Source organism: Streptomyces sp. NPDC005181 (assembly GCF_040608395.1).
Lineage (GTDB): Bacteria > Actinomycetota > Actinomycetes > Streptomycetales > Streptomycetaceae > Streptomyces.
This window is the reverse complement of record NZ_JBEXID010000006.1, coordinates 143,449-170,109: the sequence shown is the minus strand read 5'-3', so window position 1 is coordinate 170,109 and position 26,661 is coordinate 143,449. Positions and strand designations below refer to the sequence as shown.

The following is a 26,661-nucleotide window of genomic DNA, read 5'->3' as shown; positions in this document are numbered from 1 at the left end:
AACTGTATTAGAGCCAGCCGTTGCGCTTGAGCGAGCGGTGGATGGTGAAGCAGACGACCCCGATGACGCCCATCACCATCGGATAGCCGTACGTCCACCGCAGTTCCGGCATGTGTTCGAAGTTCATGCCGTAGACGCCGCAGATCATGGTCGGTACGGCGATGATGGCCGCCCAGGACGTGATCTTGCGCATGTCCTCGTTCTGCGCGACGGTCGCCTGCGCCAGGTTGGCCTGCAGGATCGAGTTCAGCAGTTCGTCGAAGCCGATGACCTCTTCGTGCACCCGCGCCAGGTGGTCGGCGACGTCCCGGAAGTACTTCTGGATGTCCGGGTCGACCAGCCGCATCGGGCGCTCGCTGAGCAGCTGCATCGGCCGCAGCAGTGGTGAGACGGCCCGCTTGAACTCCAGCACCTCGCGCTTCAGCTGATAGATCCGGCCGGCCTCCGAACCACGCGGGCTGCCCTTCGCGGGGGTGGAGAAGACCTCGATCTCCACCTCGTCGATGTCGTCCTGGAGGGCCTCCGCCACCGCGATGTAGCCGTCGACGACATGGTCGGCGATGGAGTGCAGAACGGCCGACGGCCCCTTGCCGAGCAGCTCGGGGTCGTCCTGCAGCCGGTGCCGCAGCGCACGCAGCGAGCCGTGTCCGCCGTGCCGGACGGTGATGACGAAGTCCCGGCCGGTGAAGCACATCACCTCACCGGTCTCGACGACCTCGCTGGTCGCGGTGAGCTCGGCGTGCTCGACGTAGTGGATGGTCTTGAAGACGGTGAAGAGCGTGTCGTCGTACCGCTCGAGCTTCGGCCGCTGGTGGGCGTGGACGGCGTCCTCGACGGCGAGTGGGTGGAGGCCGAACTCCCGGGCGATCCCCGCGAATTCGGCCTCGGTCGGCTCATGGAGGCCGATCCAGGCGAAGCCGCCCTCCTCCCGTACCCGGAGCATCGCCTCGTGCGGTGTCAGGCAGCTTCCGCTCTCCTGGCGCCGTCCGTCGCGGTAGACCGCGCAGTCGACGACCGCGCTGGAGGCGGACGGGTCACGGGTGGTGTCGTAATTGCTGTGCAGGACGTTGGTCTTGCGCAGGGACGGGCGCACGGCGGCGCGCAGGTCACGAATCATCGACATGGCTGGCTCCTTCACGGAGGGCCGTCGTCGGGCGCGTGGAACAGCCCGGAATGGGGACGTGTGCTCACATCCGCAAAGCGGGCGGCACCGCGGCGGCGCGATGACGGCGTTCGCTACAGACAGGCAAAAAAGGAGTGCTCTTCCGTCGTGCGCAATGCCCCGGGCCTTGACCGAGAAGGCTTCAGATCACCGAAGAGAGGTGTCGGGCGGAAGAGCGATCGGTACTGCACGATCGACTTCGATCCATTGCAGCCCCACCTCCTCCAGCCGGTCCCCCGTGGGGGATGACGTGTCGTCGGGACTGAGAGCGACGCTTCTGCGTGCTGCCCCGACCAGCGGCCAAGACTATCAGCCGACACAGGGCCAATCCCTTAATTTGCCCGTTCGATACGCGTTCTATGCTCGCCACATGGGAGAAATTCTTGCTCTGGTCGAGGCCCGTCTGCGGACGGCTCTCGGTGAACCGGACGCACGCGCCGCGGTGACGTTCCTCGGTACGGACCGGATCGAGGTGCTCCGTTTCGTCGACGGCGATGTGGTGCGCTACGCGACGCTCGGCATGTCCGCCCAGCCGATGTCCGACCCGACCGCAGCCCTCGCGGACCCGGTGAAGGGGCCGCGCGCCGAGCTGGTCCTCTCCGTGCGGGCCGGGCTCGCCGACACCGACAAAGTGCTCCGCGGGCTGGCGGTGCTGGCGGCCTCCCCGCAGGTCGAGGGGTTGATCGTGGCGCCCGGCGCCTCGCTGGACCTCGGTGAACCGCTGTGGCCCGGGGCGCCGTTCAGCTCCGTACTGGTCGCCGAGCCGGGCGGTCTGGTCGAGGACCTCGCACTGGACGAGCCGATGGAGCCGGTCCGGTTCCTGCCGCTCCTGCCGATGACGCACAACGAGGCCGCATGGAAGCGGGTCCGCGGGGCGCAGGAGCTCCAGGAGCGGTGGCTGTCGCACGGGACGGATCTGCGTGATCCGCTGCGTGCCTCCGTAGCCCTGGACTGAGACATAGGCCATACGGGGATGCTGGAAGCCCCGCCGCGCGGCCAGGAGGGAGAGCCGCGGGCGGGGCGGAACAGGATTGACCCAGGGGTCAGTTGGCGAAGACCGTGAGGCCGTCCTCGGTGGCGTGCTTCGGCTCCAGCTCCTCCGCCTCGTGGGTCAGGGCCGTACGGCGGATCCGGACCACGAGCGCGCCGGCCACGGCCGCGATCGCGGCGACCACGAACGGGACGTGGATGTTGCTCCACTCCTCGATCTTCGGGGCGAGATACGGGGCGGCGGCCGCGGCGAAGACGAAGCCGGTGACGAGCATCGCGACCGCGGTGATCAGGAAGTACGAGGTGAAGAGCAGGGACACCTGGCTGGGTGTGGCCTCGAGTCCCTTGGCGATGGACGGCAGGATCGGGTCGACCAGCCCGATCCCCATGAACGCGACAACCGAGGCACCCGCGGTGGCCCGGACAGCCTTGGGCTGGCGCAGGATGCTGCCCGTTCCCTGATCGAATGGATCATCTGCCGACATGGGAGTGCTCGCTCTCCAGTAGATCGATGTGTTGTGCACAGAATAAGTTAGAGAACCTAATAAATGCAAGTTACATCTAATTATTCTGGTGGGAGCCACGCTGCGGACGGGTGATCGTCCTTGACGCGGCGACAGCCGGGGAGGACCGTTGGTCGCTATGAGGGGCGAACCCAGTTGCCCGAAGTGCGGTGGCCGGGTCAGGGCGCCCGGTCTTTTCGCCGACACGTGGCAGTGCGCCGTGCACGGCGCCGTGTATCCGATGCAGCCGGTGATTCCGCCCAGCGTCGAGGCGCTCGGCGTGGTGGTGCACCGTGCCCGCGTGCCGGTGTGGATGCCCTGGCCGCTGCCGGTCGGCTGGCTGTTCACCGGCGTGGCATACGCGGGGGACGACCGCAGCGGCGGCCGCGCCACCGTCGTCGCCTGCTCGGGGCCCGGTCCGCTCGGCGGGGTGGGGGAGATGCTGCTCGTCGCCGAGGAGCTCGGGGTCGGCCTCGGCGCGCGCTACGCCGGGATCGACGGCCCCGACCCCGGCCCGTACCTCCACGTCGACGGCCCACCCAACGCCAAGGTGCTCGCCGCCGGACGGCCCACCCCGCTCTGGCAGGTCAAGAGTGCCCCCGAGGACCGAGCGGTCTTCGCGGGGGAGGCGCGAGGGCTCTGGCTGTGGGCGGTCGTCTGGCCCGAGCAGTCCGCACTGCTGATGTACGACGAGCTGATACTGACCGATCTGCGCGACGCCGGGGGAGAGATCGACCTGGTGCCCTGCGGGGCGCTCAGCCCACGGCTGCTCAGCCGGCCCTAGGGCTGGTCCGGCGGATCCTGGCCGCACTGCTGCCCTGCCCTGCCCTGTCCTGCCGTCCTGACCGGGCGGTGTTCGAATTCCGGTTATCCTTGGGCGTCCCCCCTGTCCGGCATGCGAGCACTGGAGTACGCGTCGTGCACATCGACCTGCACACCCACTCCACCGCGTCGGACGGCACGGACACCCCTGCCGAGCTGGTGCGGAACGCTGCGGCGGCGGGTCTCGATGTCGTCGCCCTCACCGACCACGACACCGTACGCGGCCACGCCGAGGCGACCGCCGCGCTCCCCGAGGGACTCACTCTCGTCACCGGCGCCGAGCTCTCCTGCCGGATCGACGGTGTGAGCCTGCACATGCTCGCGTACCTCTTCGACCCCGACGAGCCCGAGCTGGCGTGCGAACGCGAGCTGGTCCGCGACGACCGGGTGCCGCGCGCGCAGACGATGGTGCGCAAGCTCCAGGCGCTCGGCGTTCCCGTCGAGTGGGAGCAGGTCTCCCGGATCGCCGGCGAGGGATCGGTGGGCAGGCCGCACATCGCCACCGCGCTCGTCGAGCTCGGTGTCGTCGAGACCGTCTCCGACGCCTTCACCCCCGAGTGGCTCGCCAACGGCGGTCGCGCGTACGCCGAGAAGCACGAACTCGACCCCTTCGACGCGATCCGGCTGGTCAAGGCCGCCGGTGGCGTCACCGTCTTCGCCCACCCGCTCGCCGTCAAGCGCGGTGAGGTGGTGCCCGAGGCGTCGATAGCCCGGCTCGCCGCGGCAGGCCTCGACGGCATCGAGGTCGACCACATGGACCACGACGAGCCGACCAGGGCCCGGCTGCGCGGGCTCGCCAAGGAACTGGGGCTGCTGGCCACCGGTTCCAGCGACTACCACGGTCGCCGGAAGACCGTGCGGCTCGGCGAATACACCACCGACCCGGAGATCTACGGCGAGATCACCCGGCGCGCCACGGGAGCCTTCCCGGTGCCGGGCGCCGGTGGACCCCGCCCCGCGTAGCTCCCCGTCTGCGCGTCTCGCGCACTCCATTGCTTCTCGCGTACGTCACGTACGTCCCCTTCTTCGCGTGCCCGGCCGGACCTGGCCGTGGGCTGCGCGTGTCCTGTTTCGACTCGCTCTCTTCTCGCAAGGCCTCACTGTGTTCGATGTTGCTGTCTTCGGATCCCTTTTTCTCACGCTTTTTGTGATTATGGATCCGCCCGGAATCACCCCGATCTTCCTTGCCCTGACCGCCGGACGGCCCGCCAAGATCCAGCGCCGGATGGCGTTCCAGGCGGTCGCGGTCGCCTTCGGCGTGATCGCCGTTTTCGGCGTGCTCGGCCAGCAGATCCTCGACTATCTGCATGTCTCCGTCCCCGCCCTGATGATCGCGGGCGGACTTCTTCTGCTGCTGATCGCGCTCGATCTGCTGACCGGCAAGACCGACGAGCCGACGCAGACCAAGGACGTCAACGTGGCGCTCGTACCGCTGGGCATGCCGCTGCTCGCCGGACCCGGGGCGATCGTCTCGGTGATCCTGGCGGTGCAGCACGCCGACAGCTTCGCCATGCAGATCTCCGTCTGGACGGCGATCGTCGCCATGCATGTCGTGCTCTGGCTGGCCCTGCGCTACTCGCTGCTGATCATCCGTGTGATCAAGGACGGCGGTGTCGTGCTGATGACGAGGCTCGCCGGAATGATGCTCTCCGCCATCGCCGTACAGCAGATCATCAACGGGATCACCCAGGTCATCCAGAGCTCCTGACGGCGCCGCACATGCCACAGCGCCCCCGTACGGACAGTCCGTACGGGGGCGCTTCGTCTTTGTGCGTCGTCAGGTGTTACGAGGCCGAGGTCTGGGCCGGGCGGATATAGATGCGCTGGCCTATCGCGGCGGCCTGCTGCACGATCCGGTTGACGGAGGCGGCGTCCACGACGGTGCTGTCCACGGCGGTACCGTCGACATCGTCGAGTCGCATGATCTCGAAGCGCATATGGCTTCCCTTCGTCTGATCCTCCTGCTGGAGAACTACTGGGAGGACGGATGATCCGTCCGCAAGGATGTGGAGCACCAGACACCAGTGTCTTGCGCTCCGCAGGGTGTACAACGGCATGCTGTCTGCAAACATTCCCTACGCTAAGGAAATTTTTTGGATGTCTAAGTACCAGTGGGCAACGGGTCGTGCGCGCACCATGAGGTCCGTATGAACGAGGCACAGGCCGCAGAGATCGGCGAGCGCCTGGACCGCACCAACGAGCTGCTGGGGCGCGTGCTCGCCGAGGTGTCGAAGACCCCCTCGACCCACGCGATCTTCGTGGACGCGGGCTATGTGTACGCAGCGGCCGGGCTGCTCGTCACCGGAACCGAGGACCGGCGCTCCTTCGATCTCGACGCGGAAGGGCTGATCGAGGCATTCATCGACAAGGCCCGCACGATCTTCGCGGACAGCAGACTGCTGCGCGTGTACTGGTACGACGGGGCCAGGCGCCGGATCCACACCGTCGAGCAGCAGTCCATCGCCGAACTCCCCGACGTCAAGGTCAGACTCGGCAATCTCAACGCCAACAACCAGCAGAAGGGCGTCGACTCACTCATCCGCACCGACCTCGAATCGCTCGCCCGGCACCGCGCCATCAGCGACGCGGCGCTCGTCGGCGGCGACGAGGACCTGGTCTCGGCGGTCGAGGCGGCGCAGGGGTACGGGGCCCGGGTCCACCTGTGGGGCATCGAGGCCGGAGAAGGCCGCAACCAGGCCGAACCGCTGCTCTGGGAGGTCGACAGCCAGCGCACCTTCGACCTCGACTTCTGTCGGCCGTACGTCACCAGACGCCCCGTCACCACATACGAGGACGACTCCCCGGCGCCCTCGCGCGACGACGTCCGTTTCGTCGGTGCGCAGATTGCCGCGGCCTGGCTCGCCGCCCGCGGCCGCGAGTCCCTCGCCGATCTGCTGCCCGGACACCCCTATCTGCCGGGCTCCGTCGACCAGGACCTGCTTGTCGAAGCCGAGCGACTCCTCCAGCACTCGCTGCGCGGCCACGCCCACCTGCGGCGGGCGCTGCGCGACGGCTTCTGGCAGCACCTGCAGGCGCAGTACTGAACTACACGCCGTCCCAGAAGGAGACGAGCGCGGCAGCGGTCTGCTCCGGGCGGTCCGTATTGGGGGAGTGCTCGGCGCCCGCGATCCGGGTGCGGTGCGCGCCGAGGCGCTGCGCCATCGTGTCGAGCAGCGGCACCGGCCAGGTGTCGTCGCGCTCGCCGGACAGCACAAGCACGGGCAGCGGTACGGCGGCGAGTTCGGCCACCCGGTCCGGCTCGGTCACCAGCTGCCGGCCGGTGGCGATGAGCTGGGCGGCCCGGTGCCGCAGCCAGCGTCGGCGCAGGCCCTCGCCGTCCGTCGCCGCGTCCTCCGGCGGGTCGAGGGCGCGCATCGCCTCCCACACCTCGGCCATGCTCAGCGTCGTGAGCGCGTCGCTGAGCATCTTCACCTTGAGCTGCTGGGCCTCGGTGACCTGGGCGGGGCCGGAGGACATCAGCGTCAGCGAACGGAACGGCGAGGCGTCGACCAGCACGGCCGCACGGGCGATCAGGCCGCCGAGCGAATGCCCCAGCAGATGGACGGAGCCGTCACCACCGGCGTCGAGCGCGGCGGCCTGCGCAAGCACATCGCGAGCCAACTCGCCCTGAGCGTAAGCCTCCTGACGATCCGTCCCCTCGGTCTCGTACTGCCCGCGCCCATCGATGGCGACGATGCGGTACCCGGCGGCGGAGAGTGGTTCGAGGAGCGCGATGAAGTCCTCCTTGCTGCCCATGTAACCGGGCAACAGGAGTGCGGTGCCGCGCGGTTCGGCAGGCGGCAGGGCTTCCAGCACAGCAAAGTCCCCACGCGCGGTACGCAGCGGGCGGACGCGGGCGCAGGGGGGCGGGGTGAAGGTGTGCGGCCGACTCATGGAACGAGGCTATGTCCTCGAACGCCGGACGGGCCGAATCGGGTGTCCTCAAACGCCGGACGGGCTTGAGGTCGCCCTCAAGCCCGTCCGGCCATGCAAGCCCCTCAGGGGTCCCCCATGCCATTGAGGCCATGGGAGATGGAGGAGCGGGGTTCGGGGCGCAGCCCCGAACCAACCCACGTGGTGGGGTCAGCTCTCGGTCGTAGCCGCCCGCGCCCGCCGACGCCGCGGCTTCGCCTCGCCCTCGGCGACCGGAGCCTCGACCACGGTCTCCGCCTTCGGCTTCGCCGCAGCGCGCGTCCGCCGACGCGGCTTGCTCTCCGGCACCGGCTCGGCGATCGGCGCGATCTGGAAGTCGACCTCGTCCGCCACCGGCTTGGCCACGACCCGGGCGCGACGACGCGGCTTGGTCAGCGCCTTGGTCTCCGGCATCGGCTCGGCGATCGGCGCGATCTGGAAGTCGACCTCGTCCGCCACCGGCTTGGCCACGACCCTGGCCCGGCGGCGACGCGGCTTGGCCTCGGCAACCGGCTCCGCCTCGACCTTCACCGGTGCCTCGACAACGGCGGCCGGAGCCTCCGCCACGGCCACGGCCACGGCCACCGCGGCCTCGGCCGCGACATCCGGGGCCCCGACACGGGTACGACGACGGCGACGCGGTGTACGCGGCTCGGCCGGCGCGTCAGCAACCGACGAGACCGACGCGGCCTCGGAGGTCGGTGCGGCCTCGGAGGCCGGCGCCGGCACCACAGCGGCGGCGCCGTCCGCAGCCGCGGACCCGCCCCGCGTACGACGACGCTGACGCGGCGTACGCGGCGCTCGCTCCTCACGCTCCGCAGGGGCCGACGACGCGGCGGACGCCTTGCGGCCACGGCCGCCCGTCTCGCCCAGGTCCTCGATCTCCTCGGCCCGCAGACCCGCACGGGTCCGCTCGGTGCGCGGCAGGACACCCTTGGTACCGGCCGGGATGTCGAGCTCCTCGAAGAGGTGCGGCGACGTGGAGTACGTCTCGACCGGGTCGGGGAACTTCAGGTCCAGCGCCTTGTTGATCAGCTGCCAGCGCGGGATGTCGTCCCAGTCGACCAGCGTGATCGCGATGCCCTTCGCACCCGCACGGCCGGTCCGGCCGATGCGGTGGAGGTACGTCTTCTCGTCCTCCGGCGACTGGTAGTTGATGACGTGCGTGACGCCTTCGACGTCGATACCGCGGGCCGCGACATCGGTGCAGACGAGCACGTCGACCTTGCCGTTGCGGAACGCCCGCAGCGCCTGCTCACGGGCGCCCTGGCCGAGGTCGCCATGGACCGCGCCGGACGCGAAACCGCGCTTCTCCAGCTGCTCGGCGATGTCGGCTGCCGTCCGCTTGGTGCGGCAGAAGATCATCGCCAGTCCACGGCCGTTGGCCTGCAGTATCCGTGAGACCATCTCCGGCTTGTCCATGGAGTGGGCACGGAAGACGTGCTGCGAGGTGTTGGCGACGGTCGCGCCCTCGTCGTCGGGCGAGGTGGCGCGGATGTGCGTCGGCTGCGTCATGTAGCGCCGCGCGAGGCCGATGACCGCACCCGGCATGGTCGCCGAGAACAGCATCGTCTGGCGGGTCGGCGGCAGCATGGTGATGATCCGCTCGACGTCGGGCAGGAAGCCCAGGTCGAGCATCTCGTCGGCCTCGTCGAGGACGAGGGAACGCACGTGCGACAGGTCGAGCTTGCGCTGACCGGCCAGGTCGAGCAGGCGGCCCGGGGTACCGACGATCACGTCGACGCCCTTCTTGAGGGCCTCGACCTGCGGCTCGTACGCACGGCCGCCGTAGATCGCGAGAACGCGGACGTTACGCACCTTGCCGGCGGTCAGCAGGTCGTTGGTGACCTGCTGGCAGAGCTCACGCGTGGGAACGACGACCAGCGCCTGCGGCGCCTCGGTCAGCTGCTCGGGCTGGGCCCGGCCCGCCTCGACGTCCGCGGGGACGGTGACGCGCTCCAGCAGCGGAAGACCGAAACCGAGCGTCTTGCCGGTACCGGTCTTGGCCTGTCCGATCACGTCGGAGCCGGAGAGTGCGACGGGGAGCGTCATCTCCTGGATGGGAAAGGGGGACACAATGCCGACGGCCTCAAGGGCCTCGGCCGTCTCGGGAAGGATCCCGAGGTCTCGGAACGTAGTCAGGGTGCTGCCTCTTCTGTGAGACGCGGTCCGAGGCGAACGCTGGGGGTCGTACCGTGCCGGGGTTGGTCATCCGGCCGTGGATGGGCCGGGTGGCGCGGGACCACTGCCGTCGCTCGAGCGCTCGTGCCGCTGAGGGGGCCCCTCATCTGCGGTCGTACGTGTCGTACGCCCCGCGTGGAGGGCTGTCGGGTCGGAGCCGATCGGGCCACCGACCGGGCATCCTCATTCAATTTCGCGCCACCGGTACATCCAAAATACTCAGTAGCCGCAATACCACTGTACCCCGGATTCGCGCATGTGTGTCGGGCGAATTCATCGGAACGGTGTGATGTCACCGGCTGACCAGGCCCTTCCATCCTTCGACGGGCGGGCTATTCTGCGGTTCATGGAGACGCCTGACAACGCCACTGAAGCCCCCGCACCCACCGGAATCGCCGCCCAGGACTGGGCCACCGCATCCGCTGAGCCGCAGTACCGCGCCGCGGTCGTGGATCTGCTGGGAGCACTCGCGTACGGGGAACTTGCGGCCTTCGAGCGGCTCGCCGAGGACGCAAAACTCGCGCCGACGCTGGCCGACAAGGCGGAGCTGGCAAAGATGGCGTCCGCCGAATTCCATCACTTCGAGCGGTTGACGGACCGGCTGTCCGCGATCGACACCGAGCCGACCGGGGCCATGGAGCCGTTCGCCAAGGCGCTCGACGACTTCCACCGCCAGACCGCCCCGTCGGACTGGCTGGAAGGTCTGGTCAAGGCGTACGTCGGCGACTCGATCGCCAGTGACTTCTACCGTGAGGTCGCCGCCCGCCTCGACTCGGACACCCGCTCGCTCGTCCTCGCCGTGCTCGACGACACGGGCCACGGCAACTTCGCCGTGGAGAAGGTGCGTGCCGCGATCGAGGCCGACCCGCGCGTCGGCGGCCGGCTCGCTCTGTGGGCCCGCCGGCTGATGGGCGAGGCGCTCTCACAGGCGCAGCGGGTGGTCGCCGACCGCGACGCGCTGTCGACGATGCTCGTCGGCGGGGTGGCCGACGGTTTCGACCTGGCAGAAGTCGGCCGGATGTTCTCGCGCATCACCGAGGCGCACACCAAGCGGATGGCCGCACTCGGTCTGGCTGCCTGACCCGTACCCGCCCCGGACGGCCGACCGATCAGGACGACCGGCCGGCCGGTCCGGGGCCGGCCTCGTACGAGGTCAGGCCGCCGCTGATCGGCTCAGACGGCGGCTGCCCGGGCGGAGCAGCAGGGACAGCGTCACCGCGCCGATCAGCACCGCGCCGATCAGGGTGGCCAGGACATGGCCCGGCCCCAGCACCGAGTGCGTCAGATACGCGCCGAACAGGGCCCCCAGAGCGCCGGTGGCGAAGACGGTACGACGGGACGGGAGCCGGCCCGACAGTGAGCGGAGCGCCGCCCAGGAGAGGGCGAGTCCGAGCACGACGGAGCCGAGGGATTCCCAGATCACAGATGTTCACCTCGCGGGTTGCGGAGGGGGATCTCCCCTGCTCATGGAGCTGTGGGGGCAAATCGGTCGTAGGCGGTCCTACCCGTGGGCCGTGGAACGCAACCCTCCTGGGACATTTTTCGCACAGGTGTCGCACAGGCGTCGGTGGCCGTGAGCAGCGGGAAACGACGAAGCGGCCCGGTGGGGATCCCCGCCGGGCCGCTTCTCACTACTGTGCGTCGAGCGTGCTCCTACAGCGCGCCGAACCCCACCCGCCGCGTGCTCGGCTCGCCGATCTCCACGTAGGCGACCCGGTCGGCCGGCACCAGGACCTTGCGGCCCTTGTCGTCCGTGAGGCTGAGCAGCTGCGCCTTGCCGGTGAGAGCATCGGCGACCGCGCTCTCGACCTCCTCGGCGGAAAGCCCGCTCTCCAGAACGATCTCCCGGGGTGCGTGCTGCACGCCGATCTTGACCTCCACGGCTATGTCCCTCCGACGGTCAGTCCTCTGCGCGTGAGCCGCGCCGTACGCACCACACATTAGCCCGGTGAGGGGAGCTGCCAGCGGTCGGCGGGCCACGCCCGCAGCGAACACGGCCGGACGGTCAGTGCTGATCGATGCCGTGCAGGGGGAACCCGGCGATGCCGCGCCAGGCCAGCGAGGTGAGGAGCTGCACCGCCGTGTCGCGCGGAATCGCCGACTGGCTGGACAGCCAGTACCGGGCGACCACCTGGGAGACACCGCCCAGTCCCACCGCGAGCAGCATCGACTCGTCCTTGGACAGGCCCGTGTCACCCGCGATGACGTCGGAGATTGCCTCCGCGCACTGCAGCGAGACCCGGTCGACCCGCTCGCGTACCGCCGGCTCGTTCGTCAGGTCCGACTCGAAGACCAGCCGGAAGGCGCCGCCCTCGTCCTCGACGTACGCGAAGTAGGCATCCATCGTCGCGGCGACGCGCAGCTTGTTGTCCGTCGTCGACGCCAGTGCCGTACGGACCGCCTGCAGCAGCGACTCGCAGTGCTGGTCGAGCAGCGCCAGATAGAGCTCCAGCTTGCCCGGGAAGTGCTGGTAGAGCACCGGCTTGCTGACACCGGCCCGCTCCGCGATGTCGTCCATCGCGGCGGAGTGGTAGCCCTGCGCGACGAAGACCTCCTGCGCGGCGCCCAGCAGCTGGTTGCGTCGGGCGCGGCGAGGCAGGCGAGTGCCCCGCGGGCGCGCTGCCTCTGTCTGCTCGATGGCTGTCACGCCGCCTCCCAAATTTGTGATCGAACGCAGCCATTGCGTACACGCTGCGCCGTTCGGCCATCGTACTTTTGAGTAACCCGGGTGCGCGCGGCGCGGACGCAGAATTTCACGGACCGGACCGCTGCGGTAGCCACAGATTGGCCGACCCCCACGGCAAAACGGGACGTATCAGCGGTAGTCGTCCTCATCCTGCGCGACCACGCGGCGCTGCTCGGCCGCATCCGCCTCATTTGCGGTGGCCCGGTCGAAGTCCGTCAGCGGGTCGTCGCTCTTCTGTTGGAGATCGGCCTGCTGCTCGACGGCATCCGCCTCGGGCGTCTCCTGGTCCGGTTCGTCCGGCTGAATGTCTTCGAAGGTCTCCGGGTCACTGGGGTCGACCGTCATGGTGACTCCCTTCCTTGCTTCGAGCGTAGGAGCTACCCCTCCACGGCGCTATGCCATCTGTGACGGCGAACACACAAACCACGGTGTGATCGTCTCGTAACATTGGCGCATGTCGTCGACCGAGCTGCCGGGAGCCCGCGCCGCTGCCGCCGTGGTGGCCCCCACGGCGAGTCCCGTCCGGGTAGCCGAGGGCGAGAAACTGCGTTCCGTCGCGCTGCCCGGGCTGACGTTGAACGTCCGCACCCGCCCGCCGGAGCGGTCCGGACTGCCGCCCGCGCTCTATGTGCACGGGCTCGGCGGCTCCTCGCAGAACTGGTCGGCGCTGATGCTGTTGCTCCAGGACGTGGTGGACGGCGAGGCGGTCGACCTGCCCGGCTTCGGGGACTCCCCGCCGCCGGACGACGGCAACTATTCGGTCACCGGGCACGCCCGCGCGGTGATCCGGCTCCTGGATGCGGGGGAGTGCGGCCCCGTCCATCTCTTCGGCTGTTCGCTCGGCGGCGCGGTGGCCACCCGGGTCGCGGCCGTCCGCCCCGATCTGGTGCGGACGCTCACCCTCATCTCGCCGGCGCTGCCCGAGATCCGGGTGCAGTGGCCCGCCGTGCCGACCGCACTGCTCGCCGTTCCGGGGATCGCATCCCTGTTCTCCCGGATGACCAAGGACATGACGGCGGAACAACGGACGCGCGGAGTCATGGCACTCTGTTACGGCGATCCGGCACGCGTCTCCGAAGCCGGCTTCCGTGAAGCGGTGGCCGAAATGGAGCGGCGGCTGGAGCTGCCGTACTTCTGGGACGCGATGGCGCGCTCGGCGCGTGGCATCGTCGATGCGTACACGCTGGGCGGACAGCACGGACTGTGGCGCCAGGCCGAGCGTGTGCTCGCCCCGACCCAGCTCGTGTACGGCGGACGGGACCAGCTCGTCTCGTACCGGATGGCACGCAGGGCGTCCGCGGCCTTCCGTGATTCGCGGCTGCTGACACTGCCCGATGCCGGGCATGTGGCGATGATGGAGTACCCGGAGGCGGTCGCCCAGGCGTTCCGGGAATTGCTCGACGAACGCGGCGGGAGCTGATCCGGGGCGTGGGACGACATAGCCGAAAAGGCCCTCCACCCAAGGGGCCCGGGAGCGATGCCGCCGCGAACGCGGCAGGCGGCCGTGAGGGGGTCCGGCCGGAGGACGGCAGCGGACGGCGCAGGAGGACGGCAGACACGCCGCCCGGCACGGACGGGCACACTCCGTTCCAAGGGGTCCCGCAGGTGCGCGGCGGCCATCCCGAACCGCGTGAACCGGGTGGTGGCTGGGGGACCGGCCCGCAGCAGCGGTACGGCGACTGGCGCATAACGGCGCGGACCGGTGACCCGGGGCGACGGCCGGGGGCACCTCGGCCGGTCTCCCAGCAGTCGATGGCTCAGCGGCCGCCGATGCCGCAGCAGCAGGCGGTCGGTACGCGACCGCTGATACCGGGGCCACGACGAGAGTTCGTCGATGCCTTCGACGTACCAGCCGCATCGCTCACGCCACCCGCGCCGCGTTCCCCGTCCGCCCCACCGGCCGATCCGTTCAGCTCGGTCGGCGAGTGGGACGAGCGGCCCCCCGGCGGGGACAGGGATGCGGTACCGGGCACCGCTCCGGACAGCAAGGACAGCAAGGACAGCAAGGACAGCAAAGGCACCAAGGGCCGTACCTTCACCGGCATCGCGGCGGCCGCGGTGACCACCGTGCTCGCGGTCGTCGTCGCCGGACAGGTCGCCCACGACGGCAGCGCGCGGGTCGATGCCACCGCGCGGACGGGCGTGGACCGGGACGGTGCCGACGACACCTCCTCCCGGTCGGACGACCGGCCGACGCCCACACCGGCCGCGGTCAAGCCCCTTTCGTACGAGCAGAAGATGGCCACGGCCTATCCGCTCGCCCGGGAACTCCAGGGCTCCGGGCATTTCGAGGTGGTTCCGGGCGCGGCGAAGGCTCCGGGCGCGGGGCATAAGTACCGCTATCGGATCGATGTCGAAAAAGGTCTCGGCCTCGATGCCGGACTTTTTGCCGAAGCGGTTCAGAAAACCCTTAATGACGACCGGAGTTGGGCGCACCACGGCGCCATGACCTTTGAGCGGATCTCCTCGGGGGACCCCGATTTCGTGATCACTCTGGCCAGCCCGGGAACCACCGGCGACTGGTGCAGGAAGTCGGGCCTCGATACGACCGAGGACAATGTCTCGTGCGATTCCGCGGCGACCGAGCGCGTGATGATCAACGCCTATCGCTGGGCCCAGGGATCGTCGACGTTCGGCCCCGAGAAGCTCTTCGCCTACCGGCAGATGCTGATCAACCATGAAGTCGGCCACCGGCTGGGGCACAACCATGTGAGTTGCCGCACGCCGGGCGCCCTGGCTCCGGTGATGCAGCAGCAGACCAAATCCCTGAACATCGATGGGATCAAGTGCCGCCCCAACGCCTGGGTCTACCCGGCCAGTTGAGCCGGAGCGGGGCACCGGCCCCGTTGCGCCAGGTCATACCTTGATCGCGCCCTGCTGGGAACCGCGCCCGGGCCGGGAGAGCGGCCGTCCGGAATACTGTCCAGTATCTGAGATCGGCGTCTTGTTCCGCGTTGACATCGCCGATGCGGTCCCGCATATTTCTCGGCATGTCACGCAGCCCCGTCACCTCCGAATGCGCCGCCATTGTGCTGGCGCTCATCGGCGTGACCGGGCACAGCGTCGCCGACATTCACTGTTGCTGACGCCTGCCTGAGCGCGCGTCGGCCCCCTTTCCCCGAGTCCTGTCTCGTAGGGAACGGCTCTTCCCGGCTGCCGCGCCTGGGCGTACTCCGTCCGCAGGCGCGGCAGCTTCGGTGTTCCGGTCCCCTTCGCTTTCCGACCGGTTGTCCACCCCCACCCTCGCTGCAGCCTGCCCGGACCCACCATCCGTGTCCCACCGCAAGCAGCACTCCGAGAGGTCATCTTCCGATGCGTCAACCGTCCGTCATATCGCGCCGCGTGGCAGCGGCCGTCGTGGTTCTCGTCGTGGGTTCGGGCGCCGCCGCGTGCGGGCCCCAGGACAGCAAGGGCAGCGACGGCAACTCCGGCGCAGCGGGCAAGCCCGCCAAGGGCGGCACGCTCACCGTCCTCAACAGCAACCCGCAGGAGGACTTCGACCCCGCGCGGCTGTACACCTCCGGCGGCGGCAACGTCCCGTCCCTGGTCTTCCGTACGCTGACCACCCGCAACCGGGAGGACGGCGCCCCCGGCGCCGAGGTCGTCCCCGACCTGGCGACCGACCTGGGGACGCCCAGCAAGAACGCGACTGTCTGGACGTACACGCTCAAGGACGGCCTGAAGTACGAGGACGGCACCGCGATCACGAGCGCCGACATCAAGTACGGCATCGAGCGCTCCTTCGCCGCCGAGCTCTCCGGCGGTGCGCCCTACCTGCGTGACTGGCTGATCGGCGGGGCCGACTACCAGGGTCCGTACAAGGACAAGAAGGGCCTCGCCTCGATCGAGACGCCCGACGCGAAGACGATCGTCTTCCACCTCAACAAGCCGGAGGGCGAGTTCCCCTACCTGGCGACACAGACCCAGACGACCCCCGTACCGAAGGCCAAGGACACCGGCGCGAAGTACGAGAACCACCCGATCTCCTCGGGGCCGTACAAGGTCGTCAAGAACGAGGGCGACGGCGAGCGCCTCGTCCTGGAGCGCAACACGTTCTGGTCCGCGAAGACGGACGAGGAGCGCAAGGCGTACCCGGACCGGATCGACGTGCGCTCCGGCCTCGACTCCGCCGTCATCAACCAGCGGCTCTCCGCCTCCCGGGGCGCCGACGCCGCCGCCGTCACCACCGACACCAACCTCGGCCCGGCCGAGCTCGCCAAGGTCACCGGCGACAAGAAGCTCGCCGCCCGCGTCGGCACCGGCCACTTCGGCTACACCAACTACATCGCCTTCAACCCGAAGGTGAAGCCGTTCGACAACCCGAAGGTGCGCGAGGCGATCTCGTACGCTGTCGACAGGTCCTCCGTGATCAACGCGGCCGGCGGTTCCTCGCTCGCCGAGCCCGCCACCACCTTCCTGCCGGAGCAGGCGTCCTTCGGCTACAGCGCGTACGACGCCTTCCCGGCCGGCAAGACGGGCAACGCGGCCAAGGCCAAGGAGCTGCTGAAGGAGGCCGGTTACGCCAAGGGCCTGACCGTCACGCTCACGCACTCCAACGAGAAGAACTTCGCCACCAGCCCGGAGATCGCCACCGCTGTCCAGGAGGCGCTGAAGGAGGCCGGGATCACGGTCGAGCTGGCGGGCCTGGAGGGCAACGCCTACTCGGACAAGATCCACGATGTGAAGAGCGAGCCCGGCTTCTTCCTCACCGGCTGGGGCGCCGACTGGCCGTCCGGCGGCCCGTTCCTCGCGCCGATCTTCGACGGACGCCAGATCGTCAAGGACGGCTACAACTTCAACGCGTTCCAGCTCGACGACTCCTCCGTCAACAAGGAGGTCGACGAGATCAACAAGCTGACCGACCTGAGCGCGGCCGCGAAGCGCTGGGGCGCGCTCGACAAGAAGATCGGTGAGCAGGCGGTGACCGTGCCGCTGTTCCACCCCGTCTACAAGCGCCTGTACGGCGAGTCCATCAAGAACGTCGTCATCAGCGACTGGACCGGTGTACTCGACATCTCGCAGGTCGCGGTCAAGTAACCATGGCCGAAGCTCTGCTGGTCAAGGAGGCGGGGGCCGTGCAGGCCCCCGCCTCCGGGGCCTCCTCGTTCTGGCGGCGGCTGCGCGCACGGCGCTCCGCCGTCGTGGCGGCCGTGATCGTCGCTCTGCTGGTCCTGGTCGCGCTCGCCGCCCCGCTGCTGGCGGGCATCGAGGGCCAGGACCCCACCACGTACCACGCGAACCTCGTCGACTCCGCGACCGGCGGCGTGCCGCTGGGCTCGTTCGGCGGGATCAGTGCCGACCACTGGCTCGGCATCGAACCGCTCACCGGCCGCGATCTCTTCGCCCGCGTCGTGTACGGCGCCCGGGTCTCGCTCGGCGTCGCGCTCGCCGCGACCCTGCTCCAGGTGGCCATCGGCGTGGTCGTCGGCCTCGCCGCCGGGCTCGGCAACCGCTTCGTCGACCAGGCGCTCAGCCGCGTCACCGATGTTGTCGTCGCCCTGCCCGTCATGGTGATCGCGCTCGGCGCGCTCGCCGTCGCCCCCGCCGACTTCCCGCGTCCGGTGCTGATCGCCGCGATCGTCGGCCTGGTCGGCTGGTCCGGCATCTCCAAGATCGTGCGCGCCCAGACGCTCGCCCTGAAGTCGCTCGACCATGTGGCGGCCGCCCGGCTCAGCGGCTGGGGCGGCTGGCGGATCGCCCGGCGCGAGCTGTTGCCCGCGCTGGCCGCACCCGTCATCACGTACGCCGTGCTGCTCTTCCCCGGCAACATCGTCGTCGAAGCGGCACTGTCCTTCCTCGGCGTCGGCATCAAACCGCCCACGCCGTCCTGGGGACAGATGCTCAGCGACGCCGACACCTGGTACCAGGCGGCGCCCACCTATCTGCTGATCCCCGCCCTGCTGATCTTCATCACCGTGCTGGCGCTGACCGTCCTCGGTGAAGGCGTACGCAACGCACTCGACCCGCGCGTCGCCTCCCGGCTCCGGATCGGCACCGGACGCAAGAAGGAGGCCGGAGCATGAGCCGGTTCCTGCTGCGGCGCCTCGGCGGGGCGCTCTTCGTGCTCCTCGCCCTCAGCGTCGTCGTCTACGCCGCCTTCTACGTCGCCCCGGGCAACGTCGCACAGATCGCCTGCGGTCCGCGCTGCTCGCCCGCCCAGGTGGCACAGGTCAGCGACCAACTGCGGCTCGGCGACCCGCTGTACCTGCAGTACGCGCACTTCCTCCGGGGGATCTTCGCCGGCCGCGACTATTCGACCGGCACCGGAATCCTGCACTGCCAGGCACCCTGCCTCGGACGTTCGTACCAGAACGACGAGCAGGTCACCCAGATGATCCTCACCAAGCTCCCGGCCACCGCCTCGCTCGCCATCGGTGCCTTCGTGCTGTGGATCGTGCTCGGCGTCGGCACCGGGCTGCTCTCGGTGTGGCGGCGCGGCCGCGCGACCGAGCGGCTCCTCACCGGACTGACCCTGGCCGGCATGGCCACGCCCGTCTTCGTCGTCGGTCTGCTGCTGATCATCGTTTTCTGCTCGGCGCTGCAACTGCTGCCGTTCCCCGACTACGTACCGCTCACCGAGAATCCGGAGCAGTGGGCCTGGAACCTGCTGCTGCCCTGGGTCTCACTGGCCCTGGTCTCTGCCGCTCCGTACGCCCGGATGACCCGGGCGTCGATGCTGGAGACGCTCGCCGAGGACCATGTGCGCACCTTCCGGGCGTACGGGGTGAGCGAGCGGAAGCTCGTCGGGCGGCACGCGCTGCGCGGCGCCCTCGGCCCCGTGATCGCGCTCGGCGCACTGGACATCGGCTCGATGTTCGGCGGAGCCGTCCTCACGGAATCGCTCTTCAACATCCCCGGCGTCGGACGCGAACTCGTCGACGCCGTGAAGAACGTCGACCTGCCGGTCGTCGTCGGCCTGGTGCTCGTCACCGGCTTCTTCGTCGTCCTTGCCAATGCCGTCGCAGACATCCTGCAGGCGATGGCCGACCGTCGGGTGGTGCTGGCATGAGTCTGGTCGAGGTCTCCGATCTGACCATCTCCTTCGACGGCGCGGATGGCGTACGGGCCGTGGACGGCCTCTCCTTCACGCTGGAGGCGGGTGCCGCGCTCGGCGTCGTCGGCGAGTCCGGCTCCGGCAAGAGCGCGTCGGCGTACGCCCTGCTCGGACTCCACCGGGGGACAGGTGCCACGGTCGGTGGTTCGATCCGGGTCGCCGGCGTGGACGTACAGGCGGCGGACGACGCGGAGCTGCGTGCGCTGCGCGGGGCGAAGGCCGCGATGGTCTTCCAGGACCCGCTGTCCTCACTGGACCCGTACTACGCGGTCGGCGACCAGATCGCCGAGGTGTACCGGGTCCACGCCCGCGCCTCACTTCGAGCGGCGCGGGCGCGGGCCGTCGACGTGCTCGACCGGGTCGGCATCCCCGACGCGGTGCGGCGGTCGCGGTCCCGGCCGCACGAGTTCTCCGGCGGGATGCGGCAGCGCGCGCTGATCGCCATGGCGCTCGCCTGCGAGCCACAGCTGCTTGTGGCCGACGAGCCGACGACGGCGCTGGACGTCACCGTCCAGGCCCAGATCCTCGACCTGCTGCACACCCTGCGCCGGGAGACCGGCATGGGGCTGCTGCTGGTCACCCACGATGTGGGCGTCGCGGCGGAGAGCGTCGACGAGGTGCTGGTCATGCAGTCGGGCCGGGAGGTGGAGCGCGGGCCGGTAGCCGAGGCGCTCGGCGCGCCCCGGCAGCCGTACACGCGCGCACTGCTGGCCGCCGTGCCGCGGGTGGATGCGAAGCGTGCGGTGCCGGTACGGGTACCGGCACCTCGGGTCGCGGACAGCGGGGAACCGCTGCTCGAAGCCGTCGATCTGCGGCGTGAATTCGGGCGGGGCCGCAGCCGGGTCACCGCCGTGGACGGCGTATCGCTCACTGTCCACCCCGGCGAGACACTCGGCATCGTCGGCGAGAGCGGCAGTGGCAAGACGACGCTCGGACGGATGCTCGTACGCCTCCTCGACCCGACCGCGGGCCGGCTCCACTACCGGGGTACGGAGATCGGATCGCTGTCGGACAAGGCGCTGCGCCCGCACCGGCGCGAGCTCCAGATGGTCTTCCAGGACCCCGTCGCCTCGCTCAACCCGCGCCGCTCGATCGGTGAATCCGTCGCCGATCCGCTGCGTGCGGCGGGCGCACTCGACGACACCCGGGTCCGGGCCCGCGTCCAGGAGCTGCTGGAACGCGTCGGCCTCGACCCCGACCGGTACGACCGCTACCCGCACGAGTTCAGCGGCGGACAGCGCCAGCGCGTGGGCATCGCGCGCGCGCTCGCCGCCGACCCCCGGCTGATCGTCTGCGACGAACCGGTCTCCGCGCTCGACGTCACCACCCAGGCACAGGTCACCGCACTCCTCGCCGAGCTCCAGCGCGAACTCGGCCTCGGACTGGTCTTCATCGCCCATGACCTCGCGGTCGTACGGCAGGTCAGCGACCGGGTCGCGGTGATGCGGCAGGGCCGGATCGTCGAAACGGGCAGTGTCGACGAGGTGTACGGCGCGCCCCAGGATCCGTACACCAAGCAGCTCCTGGCCGCCGTGCCCGCCCTCGATCCGGCGCTCGCGGCAGTGCGCCGCACAGCCCGCAAGGAGCTGGCCGCAGCCTGACCCTGCGTAACCGATCACCCTCATAGCGCGACGGAACGCTACCGAGGCAGGAAAGTTACGACGGTTCACCCCTTTCGGTGGCGCGATGGACAACCGTCCGTCGCGCCACCGGCGTATCCGCTTACGGTCGTCCCGCTGTGAGTCGCCCTTTCGACGGCGGCCGCCACAAGGGAGATCGGGGGTGTGCTCGTGCGGATCGGACTCCTCACCGACGGTGGTTATCCGTATGCGACCGGTGAGTCCAGACTCTGGTGCGACCGTCTGGTGCGCGGACTGACGCAGCACGAGTTCGATCTCTACGCGCTCAGCCGCTCCGCCGAGCAGGAGGCGCAGGGCTGGGTACAGCTCCCGCCCCAGGTCAGCCGGGTGCGGACGGCGCCGCTGTGGATGGCCGACGAGGACATCCTGGGCGGCCACGCCCCCAAGGGGCTGCTCGCCCGGCTGGTGACCGGAGGGGGCGGGCGGTCGTACGGACGGCGCGAACGACGCCGCTTCACGGCGCACTTCACGGCGCTCGCGACATCCATCTGCACGGCGGACGTGACACGCGACGAAGCGGACGGCGTACGCCCTACAGGTGCCCCCGACGCCGCCGACACGCAGTTCACGGACGGGCTGTACGGACTCGCCGAGCTGGCCCGCGAACACGGCGGGCTTCCCGCGGCGCTCCGCTCCGAAACCGCCGTCCGCGTACTCGAAGCCGCCTGCCGCGCTCCCGGCACCGGCCGCACCGTCCAGACCGCGACCGTCCCCGACCTCCTCGCCTTCGCCGCGGAGCTGGACCGCGTCCTGCGTCCGCTCTCCCTCGACTGGTACGACGAGGAGAGCCTCGGCGCGGTCGACCTCTGCCACGCCACGTCCGGCGCCGCCGCGGCCCTGCCGGGGCTGTTGGCCAAACGCTTCTTCGGGGTGCCGCTGCTGGTCACCGAGCACGGTGTGCAGCTGCGGGCGCACTACCTCGCCGCGACCGGCACGCCGCTGAGCGCGCCGGTACGCGCCCTGCTCGCCAACTTCCTCGGACGGCTGGCCACCGAGGTGTACCGGCAGGCCGCGCTCATCACCCCGGGCAACACGCACGCCCGCCGCTGGCAGGAGCGGTGCGGCGCCGACCGGGCCAAGCTGCGCACCGTCTACCCCGGCATGGAGGCGGCCCGCTTCGCCGCGCTCGGGGAGAGCGGCGACGACGGCGGACCCGACACGCTGGTCTGGGTCGGCAGGATCGAACCTTCCAAGGACCTGATCGCGCTGCTGCACGCCTTCGCCGAAGTGCGGAAGGCCGAACCGGACGCCCGGCTGCGCATCGTCGGCGCCCCGGCGCCGTGCGCGGAAGGCACCACATACCTCGCCCAATGCCGGGCGCTCGCCGCCCAGCTCTTCCCCGACGAGGCCGCCGACGCGCACGCCATCGGTGACAACCCGGTCTCCTTCGAGGACATCGGCGACGCCGAACTGCCCGACCTCGCGGAGGCGTATGCGGCGGGCGGGATCGTGGTCCTCTCCAGCGTCGTCGAAGGCTTCCCGATCAGCCTGGTCGAGGCGATGTTCTGCGGACGGGCCACGGTGTCGACGGACGTCGGCGCCGTCGTCGAAGTCATCGGCGGTACGGGGCTGGTGGTGCCCCCGCGCAACCCCCGGGCGCTCGCCGACGCATGTATCACGCTGCTGCGCGACCCCGAGCGTCGTGCACGGCTCGGCGCGGCGGCCCGCGCCCGCGCACTCGAACTCTTCACCGTCGAACAGAACCTCGCGGCATTTCGCGGCATTTACCTGGAGCTGATCTCGCACTCCCCGGTGCGCAGAGACGCGCATGCACCGAACACGGACGGCTCCCCACGCCCGTTCGCGACACCGCCGGAGGCCCATGTGCTGGGCGGCTGGACGGCCCCCGTCCCGCCCACGGCCGGGCACACCCCGAGCTGGGCCACCGAGGGCGTGTGCGCGGGCGCGCTGGGAACGGGGGACGGCGATGTGTGAGCAGGAGACGGCCGCGAGGGCGGGCCGGTCGGGTACACCCGCCAGACGGTCCCGCGGACTTGGCGAAGAACACGGAGGAACTCCCATGGGCGGCCGCCCGACCGAGGCACCCGATGCCCCGGGCACACCGATGCCCGGCGCAAGCCGGGACTCCCGCGCGGAGGCCTTGGTCTCCGAGACACGAGTCGCGGGGATCTCCGCACCGGCTTGGGGTCTGCCCGCATCCGGGCCGGGGCGGACATCGGTGATGCCCGGCTACTCAGGGAAGGGGCGCGCGCCGATGGTGCCCGGCTTCTTCGGGGCGGGGCGGCCGGCGTCGGTCATGGGGAAGTTGATGAGGCGGGGCGGGAGCCCGGACCGGGGCGAGGACCCGCACGTCCCGGAGGCGGACCCGGCCACGCCCCAGGCGGCGGACGCGGCCGGTGGTCCGGAACCGGACGGCCCTTCGACCGCAGAGCCGGATCCGGCCGCAGACCCGCACGTGGCCTCGGCCCCGGATCCGGCCGCGGACCCGCACACACCCCCGCCCAGCGACACTGCCCGTCCGCCGGAGGCGACCGTCGCCCCGGACCCCGTCCGCCTCCCCACCGCAGAGCCGGAGCCGGAGCCGGAGGCGGCCGACTCCGAAGTCAGGACCGCGGCCGAAGCCGAGCCCGCCCCCATCCCCCGCGCCCCCGAGATCGCGCATACCCCCGCCGTCTCCGCGCGCAAGCTCAGCGCCGCGCGGCGTGGGCCCGTCGACCCCGTGAAGACGCTCATGCACCGGCACCGCGAGCTCTGCGAACGCGCCGTCGACCCTCTGGAGATCGCCGCCGGGCTCGAAGCCCACGGGGTGACCGACCGCACCGCCGCCCGCTACCGGCACCGCGACGTCTTCTCGCTTGCCGAGGAGCTCTACGCGCGGGTGCCCGCCGTCGCGGGCGAGCCCGGTCGCGTGACGGCGCCCGCGCCGATGCGTGACATCGAGACGCGCGCCGCCTGGTCGCTCCGCGCGCTGCTGCCCGGTGCCGCCTGCACCGCGACCGCCGTCGTTCTGAAACTCACCGACGGAGTGCTCGGCGGCGAGGCGCGGCTCACCGTGGCTCTCGTCGGGGCGCTCGTCGCGCTCCTCGGCCTCGGCCTGTGCCTGCGGAGCGGCCCCCTGCACGCCGCCGAAGGGCGCTCCTCGGCTGCCGCCCCGTTCTACGGGTACTGGCTTCTCGGGTACGTCCTGTACGGCGACGGCCTGCTCGACCAGGTCCTCAGCGGCGGACCCGAAGGGCCCTGGACGGTTACTCCCGCACCGCTCCTGGGGCTCGCGCTCGCCGTCGCCCCGGCCGCCTGGTGCGCGCACCTCTTCTCCGTGCACGCCCATCGCAAACTCGCCGGCAGCCGTGCGCTGGAGGAGTTCGCGGCAGGGGTGCGCCCCCTGCTCTTCGGGACCGTCGCGCTCTTCCTGTGCGTCCTCGCCGGGCTGCTCTACCTCGCCGACCTCGGATACGGAGGTGGCGGCGCCCCGGTCGCGGCCGCCGCCCTCGGCGTCCTGCTCCTACTGGCCCGGCTGCTGGCCGTCCATGGCTTCCCCGAGCCGGCCACCACCGGACTCGCCGCCGCCTGCGCCGTCGAAGCGGTGGCGCCCGCCCTGATCCTGGCCGGGCGGCTGCCCGGTCTGCACTTCGTCGCCCGGCCCGTCGACGCCGTCGTCGCAGCGGCCGGCACCGGAGCCGTACCCGCCATCGCCTGCGGCGCAGCCGCGCTCGGCCTGCTGATCCACGCCACCGTCGCCCTCTCGAGGGCCTCCGCACACACCCGCGCGTAACCCGCACGACCCCGCACGACCCCCGCGGAGCCGACGCCGCGAGTGCCTGTCCCGTAACGCTCACAACCTCCCCAAGGAGACACCGGACATGACCCCCCAATCCCCCGCACCGGCAGCCCGCCGTCGGCACGAAGGGGGCGCACGATGAGGGTTCTGCTGCTCGGAGCCAATGGATTCCTCGGCCGGTTCGTGGCCGACCGGCTGCTCGCCGACCCCGCCGTGCACCTGACCGCGCTCGGCCGCGGCGACGACGCCGACGTACGGTTCGACCTGGCCGGCGGCAGTCCAGGAGCACTCACCCGCTTCCTGGACGCCGTCCACCCCGGGGTCGTGGTCAACTGCGCGGGCGCCACCCGCGGCGGCGCCCGCGATCTGACCCGTCACAACACCGTCGCCGTCGCCACCGTCTGCGAGGCGATGCGCCGCAGCGGCTGCAGCGCCCGTCTCGTCCAGGTCGGCTGCTCCTCGGAGTACGGGCCCTCGCAGCCCGGATCGTCGACCGCGGAGGACGCCGTGCCGCGCCCCGGCGGCCCGTACGGCGTCTCCAAGCTCGCCGCCACCGAACTCGTCCTCGGCTCCGGCCTCGACGCGGTGGTGCTGCGGGTCTTCTCACCGGTCGGCCCCGGCACCCCGGCCGGCTCACCGCTGGGCCGGCTCGCCGAGGCGATGCGCCGTGCCATGCAGTCCGGCGACGGCGAGCTGAAGCTCAGTGGCCTCGGAGTGCAGCGAGACTTCGTCGACGTACGGGATGTCGCCCGCGCCGTGCACGCCGCCTCGCTCTCCGCCGCGCAGGGAGTCGTCAACATCGGAACCGGCCGGGCCGTGCGGCTGCGCGACGCGGCCGCCGTGCTCGCCAAGGTCGCGGGTTACCCGGGTGCCCTGCACGAGCTCGACACACCCCCCGCCCGGCTTCCCATCGGAGCCCCCCGCACCTCCGCCGAGTCCGTGATCGAACATCTCTCGGCGACCCCGTCCCCCTACCCGGACGGCTGCGGCGCCTGGCAGCAGGCGGACGTCCGCACCGCCCGCGACCGGCTCGGCTGGCGCCCCCGGATCAATCTGGAGGAGTCCCTCGCCGACATCTGGATGGAGGCGGCATGCCGCATCTGACCAGCACCGGAACCGCCCGCCGCATCAGTGGCGACGAGCAGCTCGGTTTCGGCGTCCCGGGGTACGCGCACCCGCTGCTCGCGCCCACCGAATGGGCTGAGCTGATCCGCCCCGGCACCCCGCTGCACTGGGCGGTCCTCAATATCGACAACGGCCCCGGCGCCCGGCCCGACCCGCACTGTCTCGAGGCCGCGGGCCGACTCCGCAACGCCCGCGAACGGGCCGTGCACGGCGGGGCCGCGCAGGACACCGCCCGAGCGGGCGGCGGCCTGCTGCTGGGGCATCTCGATCTGACCTTCGGCAACCGCCCCTTCGGCGAGCTGATCGCCGACGCGCAGTCCTTCCTCGACTGGTACCGCGTCGACGGCTTCTACCTCGACCGGTGCCCGGCCGAGCGCGCCGACCTCCCGGCGGTCCGCTGCCTCACCAGCACACTCTCCGCGCTCCTGGAGGACAGGGAGGAGGGAGAGGACAGCGGGGACGACGAGACCGGGAGCGGGCTGCTGGTGCTGGGGCACGGGACCCACCCGTATCCCGGATACGCTGAGACGGCCGACCAGTTGGTCACCTTCTCGGGGGCGTGGACCGACTACCGCTGGTCGCAGGTGGCGGAGTGGACCGCGGCCTACCCGCCGGGACACTTCGCACACTTCGTGCACGGCGTCCCGCGCACCCACCTCGACGAGGCCATGCGGATCGCCCGCTGGCAGGGGGCCGGGACGATCTTCTTCACCGACCGCACCATCCGCACCGATCATGGTGGACAAACCGACCCATTCGCGGCGCTGCCCGGGTACTGGGACGAAATCGTCTCGCGGATCGGACCCGGTATCTCGGAATGAGGAGGGGCGTGGCAGTGTTACCGGGA

General features: G+C 70.7%; 26 protein-coding genes. 17 read left to right on the top strand and 9 right to left on the bottom strand.

All coding sequences use genetic code 11. The features are described from left to right. Positions 1-7: 7 nt before the first annotated feature. Entirely contained in the window at positions 8-1,123 is a 1,116-nt protein-coding gene (locus tag ABZV38_RS06760) for a magnesium and cobalt transport protein CorA (protein ID WP_356325242.1), read from the bottom strand. Between the two features lie 409 nt (positions 1,124-1,532). On the opposite strand from ABZV38_RS06760, the gene ABZV38_RS06755 reads away from it, so the two are divergent. Continuing rightward, positions 1,533-2,117 carry a suppressor of fused domain protein gene (locus tag ABZV38_RS06755; protein ID WP_356325240.1) on the top strand — a complete coding sequence of 195 codons (585 nt, stop codon included), beginning with the start codon at positions 1,533-1,535 and terminating at the stop codon, positions 2,115-2,117. A gap of 88 nt (positions 2,118-2,205) precedes the next feature. Here ABZV38_RS06755 and ABZV38_RS06750 read toward each other — a convergent pair whose 3' ends face one another. Then, positions 2,206-2,637, bottom strand: coding sequence for a hypothetical protein (locus ABZV38_RS06750; protein WP_356325238.1), 432 nt, complete (start codon positions 2,635-2,637; stop codon positions 2,206-2,208). Between the two features lie 157 nt (positions 2,638-2,794). Here ABZV38_RS06750 and ABZV38_RS06745 point away from each other — a divergent pair, with 157 nt between their 5' ends. The 3 genes from ABZV38_RS06745 to ABZV38_RS06735 all read left to right on the top strand — a co-directional run bounded on the left by ABZV38_RS06745 (position 2,795) and on the right by ABZV38_RS06735 (position 5,185). After that, positions 2,795-3,439, top strand: a complete 645-nt coding sequence (locus ABZV38_RS06745) for a DUF6758 family protein (RefSeq protein WP_356325236.1) — start codon at positions 2,795-2,797, stop codon at positions 3,437-3,439. Positions 3,440-3,573: 134 nt separating this feature from the next. Beyond that, positions 3,574-4,440 carry a PHP domain-containing protein gene (locus ABZV38_RS06740; RefSeq protein WP_356325234.1) on the top strand — a complete coding sequence of 289 codons (867 nt, stop codon included), beginning with the start codon at positions 3,574-3,576 and terminating at the stop codon, positions 4,438-4,440. 139 nt (positions 4,441-4,579) lie between these two features. Continuing rightward, complete coding sequence (locus tag ABZV38_RS06735; protein WP_356325231.1) at positions 4,580-5,185, top strand: MarC family protein; 606 nt, start codon at positions 4,580-4,582, stop codon at positions 5,183-5,185. Positions 5,186-5,261: 76 nt separating this feature from the next. Here the strand turns inward: ABZV38_RS06735 and ABZV38_RS06730 are convergent, their stop codons facing one another. Beyond that, entirely contained in the window at positions 5,262-5,414 is a 153-nt protein-coding gene (locus ABZV38_RS06730) for a hypothetical protein (RefSeq protein WP_356325229.1), read from the bottom strand. Between the two features lie 210 nt (positions 5,415-5,624). On the opposite strand from ABZV38_RS06730, the gene ABZV38_RS06725 reads away from it, so the two are divergent. Beyond that, on the top strand, positions 5,625-6,521 hold the full coding sequence (locus ABZV38_RS06725; protein WP_356325227.1) for an NYN domain-containing protein: 897 nt from the start codon (positions 5,625-5,627) through the stop codon (positions 6,519-6,521). 1 nt (position 6,522) lies between these two features. Here the strand turns inward: ABZV38_RS06725 and ABZV38_RS06720 are convergent, their stop codons facing one another. Together ABZV38_RS06720 and ABZV38_RS06715 are read right to left on the bottom strand one after the other, a co-directional pair. Beyond that, positions 6,523-7,371, bottom strand: coding sequence for an alpha/beta fold hydrolase (locus tag ABZV38_RS06720; RefSeq protein ID WP_356325225.1), 849 nt, complete (start codon positions 7,369-7,371; stop codon positions 6,523-6,525). Positions 7,372-7,560: 189 nt separating this feature from the next. Next, complete coding sequence (locus tag ABZV38_RS06715; RefSeq protein WP_356325223.1) at positions 7,561-9,441, bottom strand: DEAD/DEAH box helicase; 1,881 nt, start codon at positions 9,439-9,441, stop codon at positions 7,561-7,563. A 475-nt stretch (positions 9,442-9,916) separates the two neighbouring features. Here ABZV38_RS06715 and ABZV38_RS06710 point away from each other — a divergent pair, with 475 nt between their 5' ends. After that, positions 9,917-10,651 carry a ferritin-like fold-containing protein gene (locus ABZV38_RS06710; protein WP_356325221.1) on the top strand — a complete coding sequence of 245 codons (735 nt, stop codon included), beginning with the start codon at positions 9,917-9,919 and terminating at the stop codon, positions 10,649-10,651. A 72-nt stretch (positions 10,652-10,723) separates the two neighbouring features. Here the strand turns inward: ABZV38_RS06710 and ABZV38_RS06705 are convergent, their stop codons facing one another. The 4 genes from ABZV38_RS06705 to ABZV38_RS06690 form a co-directional block, all read right to left on the bottom strand. Next, complete coding sequence (locus tag ABZV38_RS06705; RefSeq protein WP_356325219.1) at positions 10,724-10,993, bottom strand: hypothetical protein; 270 nt, start codon at positions 10,991-10,993, stop codon at positions 10,724-10,726. Positions 10,994-11,223: 230 nt separating this feature from the next. Then, positions 11,224-11,451 (bottom strand): DUF3107 domain-containing protein, encoded by a 228-nt coding sequence (locus tag ABZV38_RS06700; RefSeq protein ID WP_356325217.1) that lies wholly within the window; start codon positions 11,449-11,451, stop codon positions 11,224-11,226. A gap of 124 nt (positions 11,452-11,575) precedes the next feature. Continuing rightward, on the bottom strand, positions 11,576-12,217 hold the full coding sequence (locus ABZV38_RS06695; protein ID WP_030915445.1) for a TetR/AcrR family transcriptional regulator: 642 nt from the start codon (positions 12,215-12,217) through the stop codon (positions 11,576-11,578). A gap of 168 nt (positions 12,218-12,385) precedes the next feature. After that, positions 12,386-12,601 carry a hypothetical protein gene (locus tag ABZV38_RS06690; RefSeq protein ID WP_356325215.1) on the bottom strand — a complete coding sequence of 72 codons (216 nt, stop codon included), beginning with the start codon at positions 12,599-12,601 and terminating at the stop codon, positions 12,386-12,388. A gap of 109 nt (positions 12,602-12,710) precedes the next feature. Between ABZV38_RS06690 and ABZV38_RS06685 the strand changes: the two genes are divergently transcribed. From ABZV38_RS06685 to ABZV38_RS06635, 11 genes are all read left to right on the top strand, one after another. Continuing rightward, a complete protein-coding gene (locus tag ABZV38_RS06685) occupies positions 12,711-13,676 on the top strand; it encodes an alpha/beta hydrolase (RefSeq protein WP_356325213.1) in 966 nt (321 codons plus the stop codon). An 8-nt stretch (positions 13,677-13,684) separates the two neighbouring features. Next, positions 13,685-15,079 (top strand): DUF3152 domain-containing protein, encoded by a 1,395-nt coding sequence (locus ABZV38_RS06680; protein WP_356325211.1) that lies wholly within the window; start codon positions 13,685-13,687, stop codon positions 15,077-15,079. Positions 15,080-15,222: 143 nt separating this feature from the next. Further along, positions 15,223-15,342 carry an Ms4533A family Cys-rich leader peptide gene (locus ABZV38_RS06675; protein WP_356325209.1) on the top strand — a complete coding sequence of 40 codons (120 nt, stop codon included), beginning with the start codon at positions 15,223-15,225 and terminating at the stop codon, positions 15,340-15,342. A gap of 226 nt (positions 15,343-15,568) precedes the next feature. Further along, a complete protein-coding gene (locus ABZV38_RS06670) occupies positions 15,569-17,293 on the top strand; it encodes an ABC transporter substrate-binding protein (RefSeq protein WP_356325207.1) in 1,725 nt (574 codons plus the stop codon). A 2-nt stretch (positions 17,294-17,295) separates the two neighbouring features. Further along, positions 17,296-18,279 carry an ABC transporter permease gene (locus ABZV38_RS06665; RefSeq protein ID WP_356325205.1) on the top strand — a complete coding sequence of 328 codons (984 nt, stop codon included), beginning with the start codon at positions 17,296-17,298 and terminating at the stop codon, positions 18,277-18,279. Continuing rightward, a complete protein-coding gene (locus ABZV38_RS06660) occupies positions 18,276-19,265 on the top strand; it encodes an ABC transporter permease (RefSeq protein WP_356325203.1) in 990 nt (329 codons plus the stop codon). Before ABZV38_RS06665 ends, ABZV38_RS06660 begins: the two co-directional genes overlap by 4 nt. Continuing rightward, on the top strand, positions 19,262-20,911 hold the full coding sequence (locus tag ABZV38_RS06655) for an ABC transporter ATP-binding protein (protein ID WP_356325201.1): 1,650 nt from the start codon (positions 19,262-19,264) through the stop codon (positions 20,909-20,911). The genes ABZV38_RS06660 and ABZV38_RS06655 overlap by 4 nt, the downstream gene beginning before the upstream one ends. A gap of 189 nt (positions 20,912-21,100) precedes the next feature. After that, positions 21,101-22,885 carry a glycosyltransferase gene (locus tag ABZV38_RS06650; RefSeq protein ID WP_356325323.1) on the top strand — a complete coding sequence of 595 codons (1,785 nt, stop codon included), beginning with the start codon at positions 21,101-21,103 and terminating at the stop codon, positions 22,883-22,885. Between the two features lie 661 nt (positions 22,886-23,546). After that, positions 23,547-24,683 (top strand): hypothetical protein, encoded by a 1,137-nt coding sequence (locus tag ABZV38_RS06645; RefSeq protein WP_356325321.1) that lies wholly within the window; start codon positions 23,547-23,549, stop codon positions 24,681-24,683. A 144-nt stretch (positions 24,684-24,827) separates the two neighbouring features. Further along, positions 24,828-25,793, top strand: coding sequence for an NAD-dependent epimerase/dehydratase family protein (locus tag ABZV38_RS06640; RefSeq protein ID WP_030915473.1), 966 nt, complete (start codon positions 24,828-24,830; stop codon positions 25,791-25,793). Further along, positions 25,781-26,635, top strand: coding sequence for a spherulation-specific family 4 protein (locus ABZV38_RS06635; protein WP_356325199.1), 855 nt, complete (start codon positions 25,781-25,783; stop codon positions 26,633-26,635). Before ABZV38_RS06640 ends, ABZV38_RS06635 begins: the two co-directional genes overlap by 13 nt. The last annotated feature ends 26 nt before the right edge of the window (positions 26,636-26,661 follow it).

Coding starts and splice junctions, on each gene's coding strand:
- ABZV38_RS06760 (WP_356325242.1), bottom strand. CDS start 1,123: ATGTCGATGATTCGTGACCTGCGCGCCGCCGTGCGCCCGTCCCTGCGC.
- ABZV38_RS06755 (WP_356325240.1), top strand. CDS start 1,533: ATGGGAGAAATTCTTGCTCTGGTCGAGGCCCGTCTGCGGACGGCTCTC.
- ABZV38_RS06750 (WP_356325238.1), bottom strand. CDS start 2,637: ATGTCGGCAGATGATCCATTCGATCAGGGAACGGGCAGCATCCTGCGC.
- ABZV38_RS06745 (WP_356325236.1), top strand. CDS start 2,795: ATGAGGGGCGAACCCAGTTGCCCGAAGTGCGGTGGCCGGGTCAGGGCG.
- ABZV38_RS06730 (WP_356325229.1), bottom strand. CDS start 5,414: ATGCGCTTCGAGATCATGCGACTCGACGATGTCGACGGTACCGCCGTG.
- ABZV38_RS06725 (WP_356325227.1), top strand. CDS start 5,625: ATGAACGAGGCACAGGCCGCAGAGATCGGCGAGCGCCTGGACCGCACC.
- ABZV38_RS06720 (WP_356325225.1), bottom strand. CDS start 7,371: ATGAGTCGGCCGCACACCTTCACCCCGCCCCCCTGCGCCCGCGTCCGC.
- ABZV38_RS06715 (WP_356325223.1), bottom strand. CDS start 9,441: ATGACGCTCCCCGTCGCACTCTCCGGCTCCGACGTGATCGGACAGGCC.
- ABZV38_RS06710 (WP_356325221.1), top strand. CDS start 9,917: ATGGAGACGCCTGACAACGCCACTGAAGCCCCCGCACCCACCGGAATC.
- ABZV38_RS06690 (WP_356325215.1), bottom strand. CDS start 12,601: ATGACGGTCGACCCCAGTGACCCGGAGACCTTCGAAGACATTCAGCCG.
- ABZV38_RS06685 (WP_356325213.1), top strand. CDS start 12,711: ATGTCGTCGACCGAGCTGCCGGGAGCCCGCGCCGCTGCCGCCGTGGTG.
- ABZV38_RS06675 (WP_356325209.1), top strand. CDS start 15,223: ATGCGGTCCCGCATATTTCTCGGCATGTCACGCAGCCCCGTCACCTCC.
- ABZV38_RS06670 (WP_356325207.1), top strand. CDS start 15,569: ATGCGTCAACCGTCCGTCATATCGCGCCGCGTGGCAGCGGCCGTCGTG.
- ABZV38_RS06665 (WP_356325205.1), top strand. CDS start 17,296: ATGGCCGAAGCTCTGCTGGTCAAGGAGGCGGGGGCCGTGCAGGCCCCC.
- ABZV38_RS06660 (WP_356325203.1), top strand. CDS start 18,276: ATGAGCCGGTTCCTGCTGCGGCGCCTCGGCGGGGCGCTCTTCGTGCTC.
- ABZV38_RS06655 (WP_356325201.1), top strand. CDS start 19,262: ATGAGTCTGGTCGAGGTCTCCGATCTGACCATCTCCTTCGACGGCGCG.
- ABZV38_RS06640 (WP_030915473.1), top strand. CDS start 24,828: ATGAGGGTTCTGCTGCTCGGAGCCAATGGATTCCTCGGCCGGTTCGTG.
- ABZV38_RS06635 (WP_356325199.1), top strand. CDS start 25,781: ATGCCGCATCTGACCAGCACCGGAACCGCCCGCCGCATCAGTGGCGAC.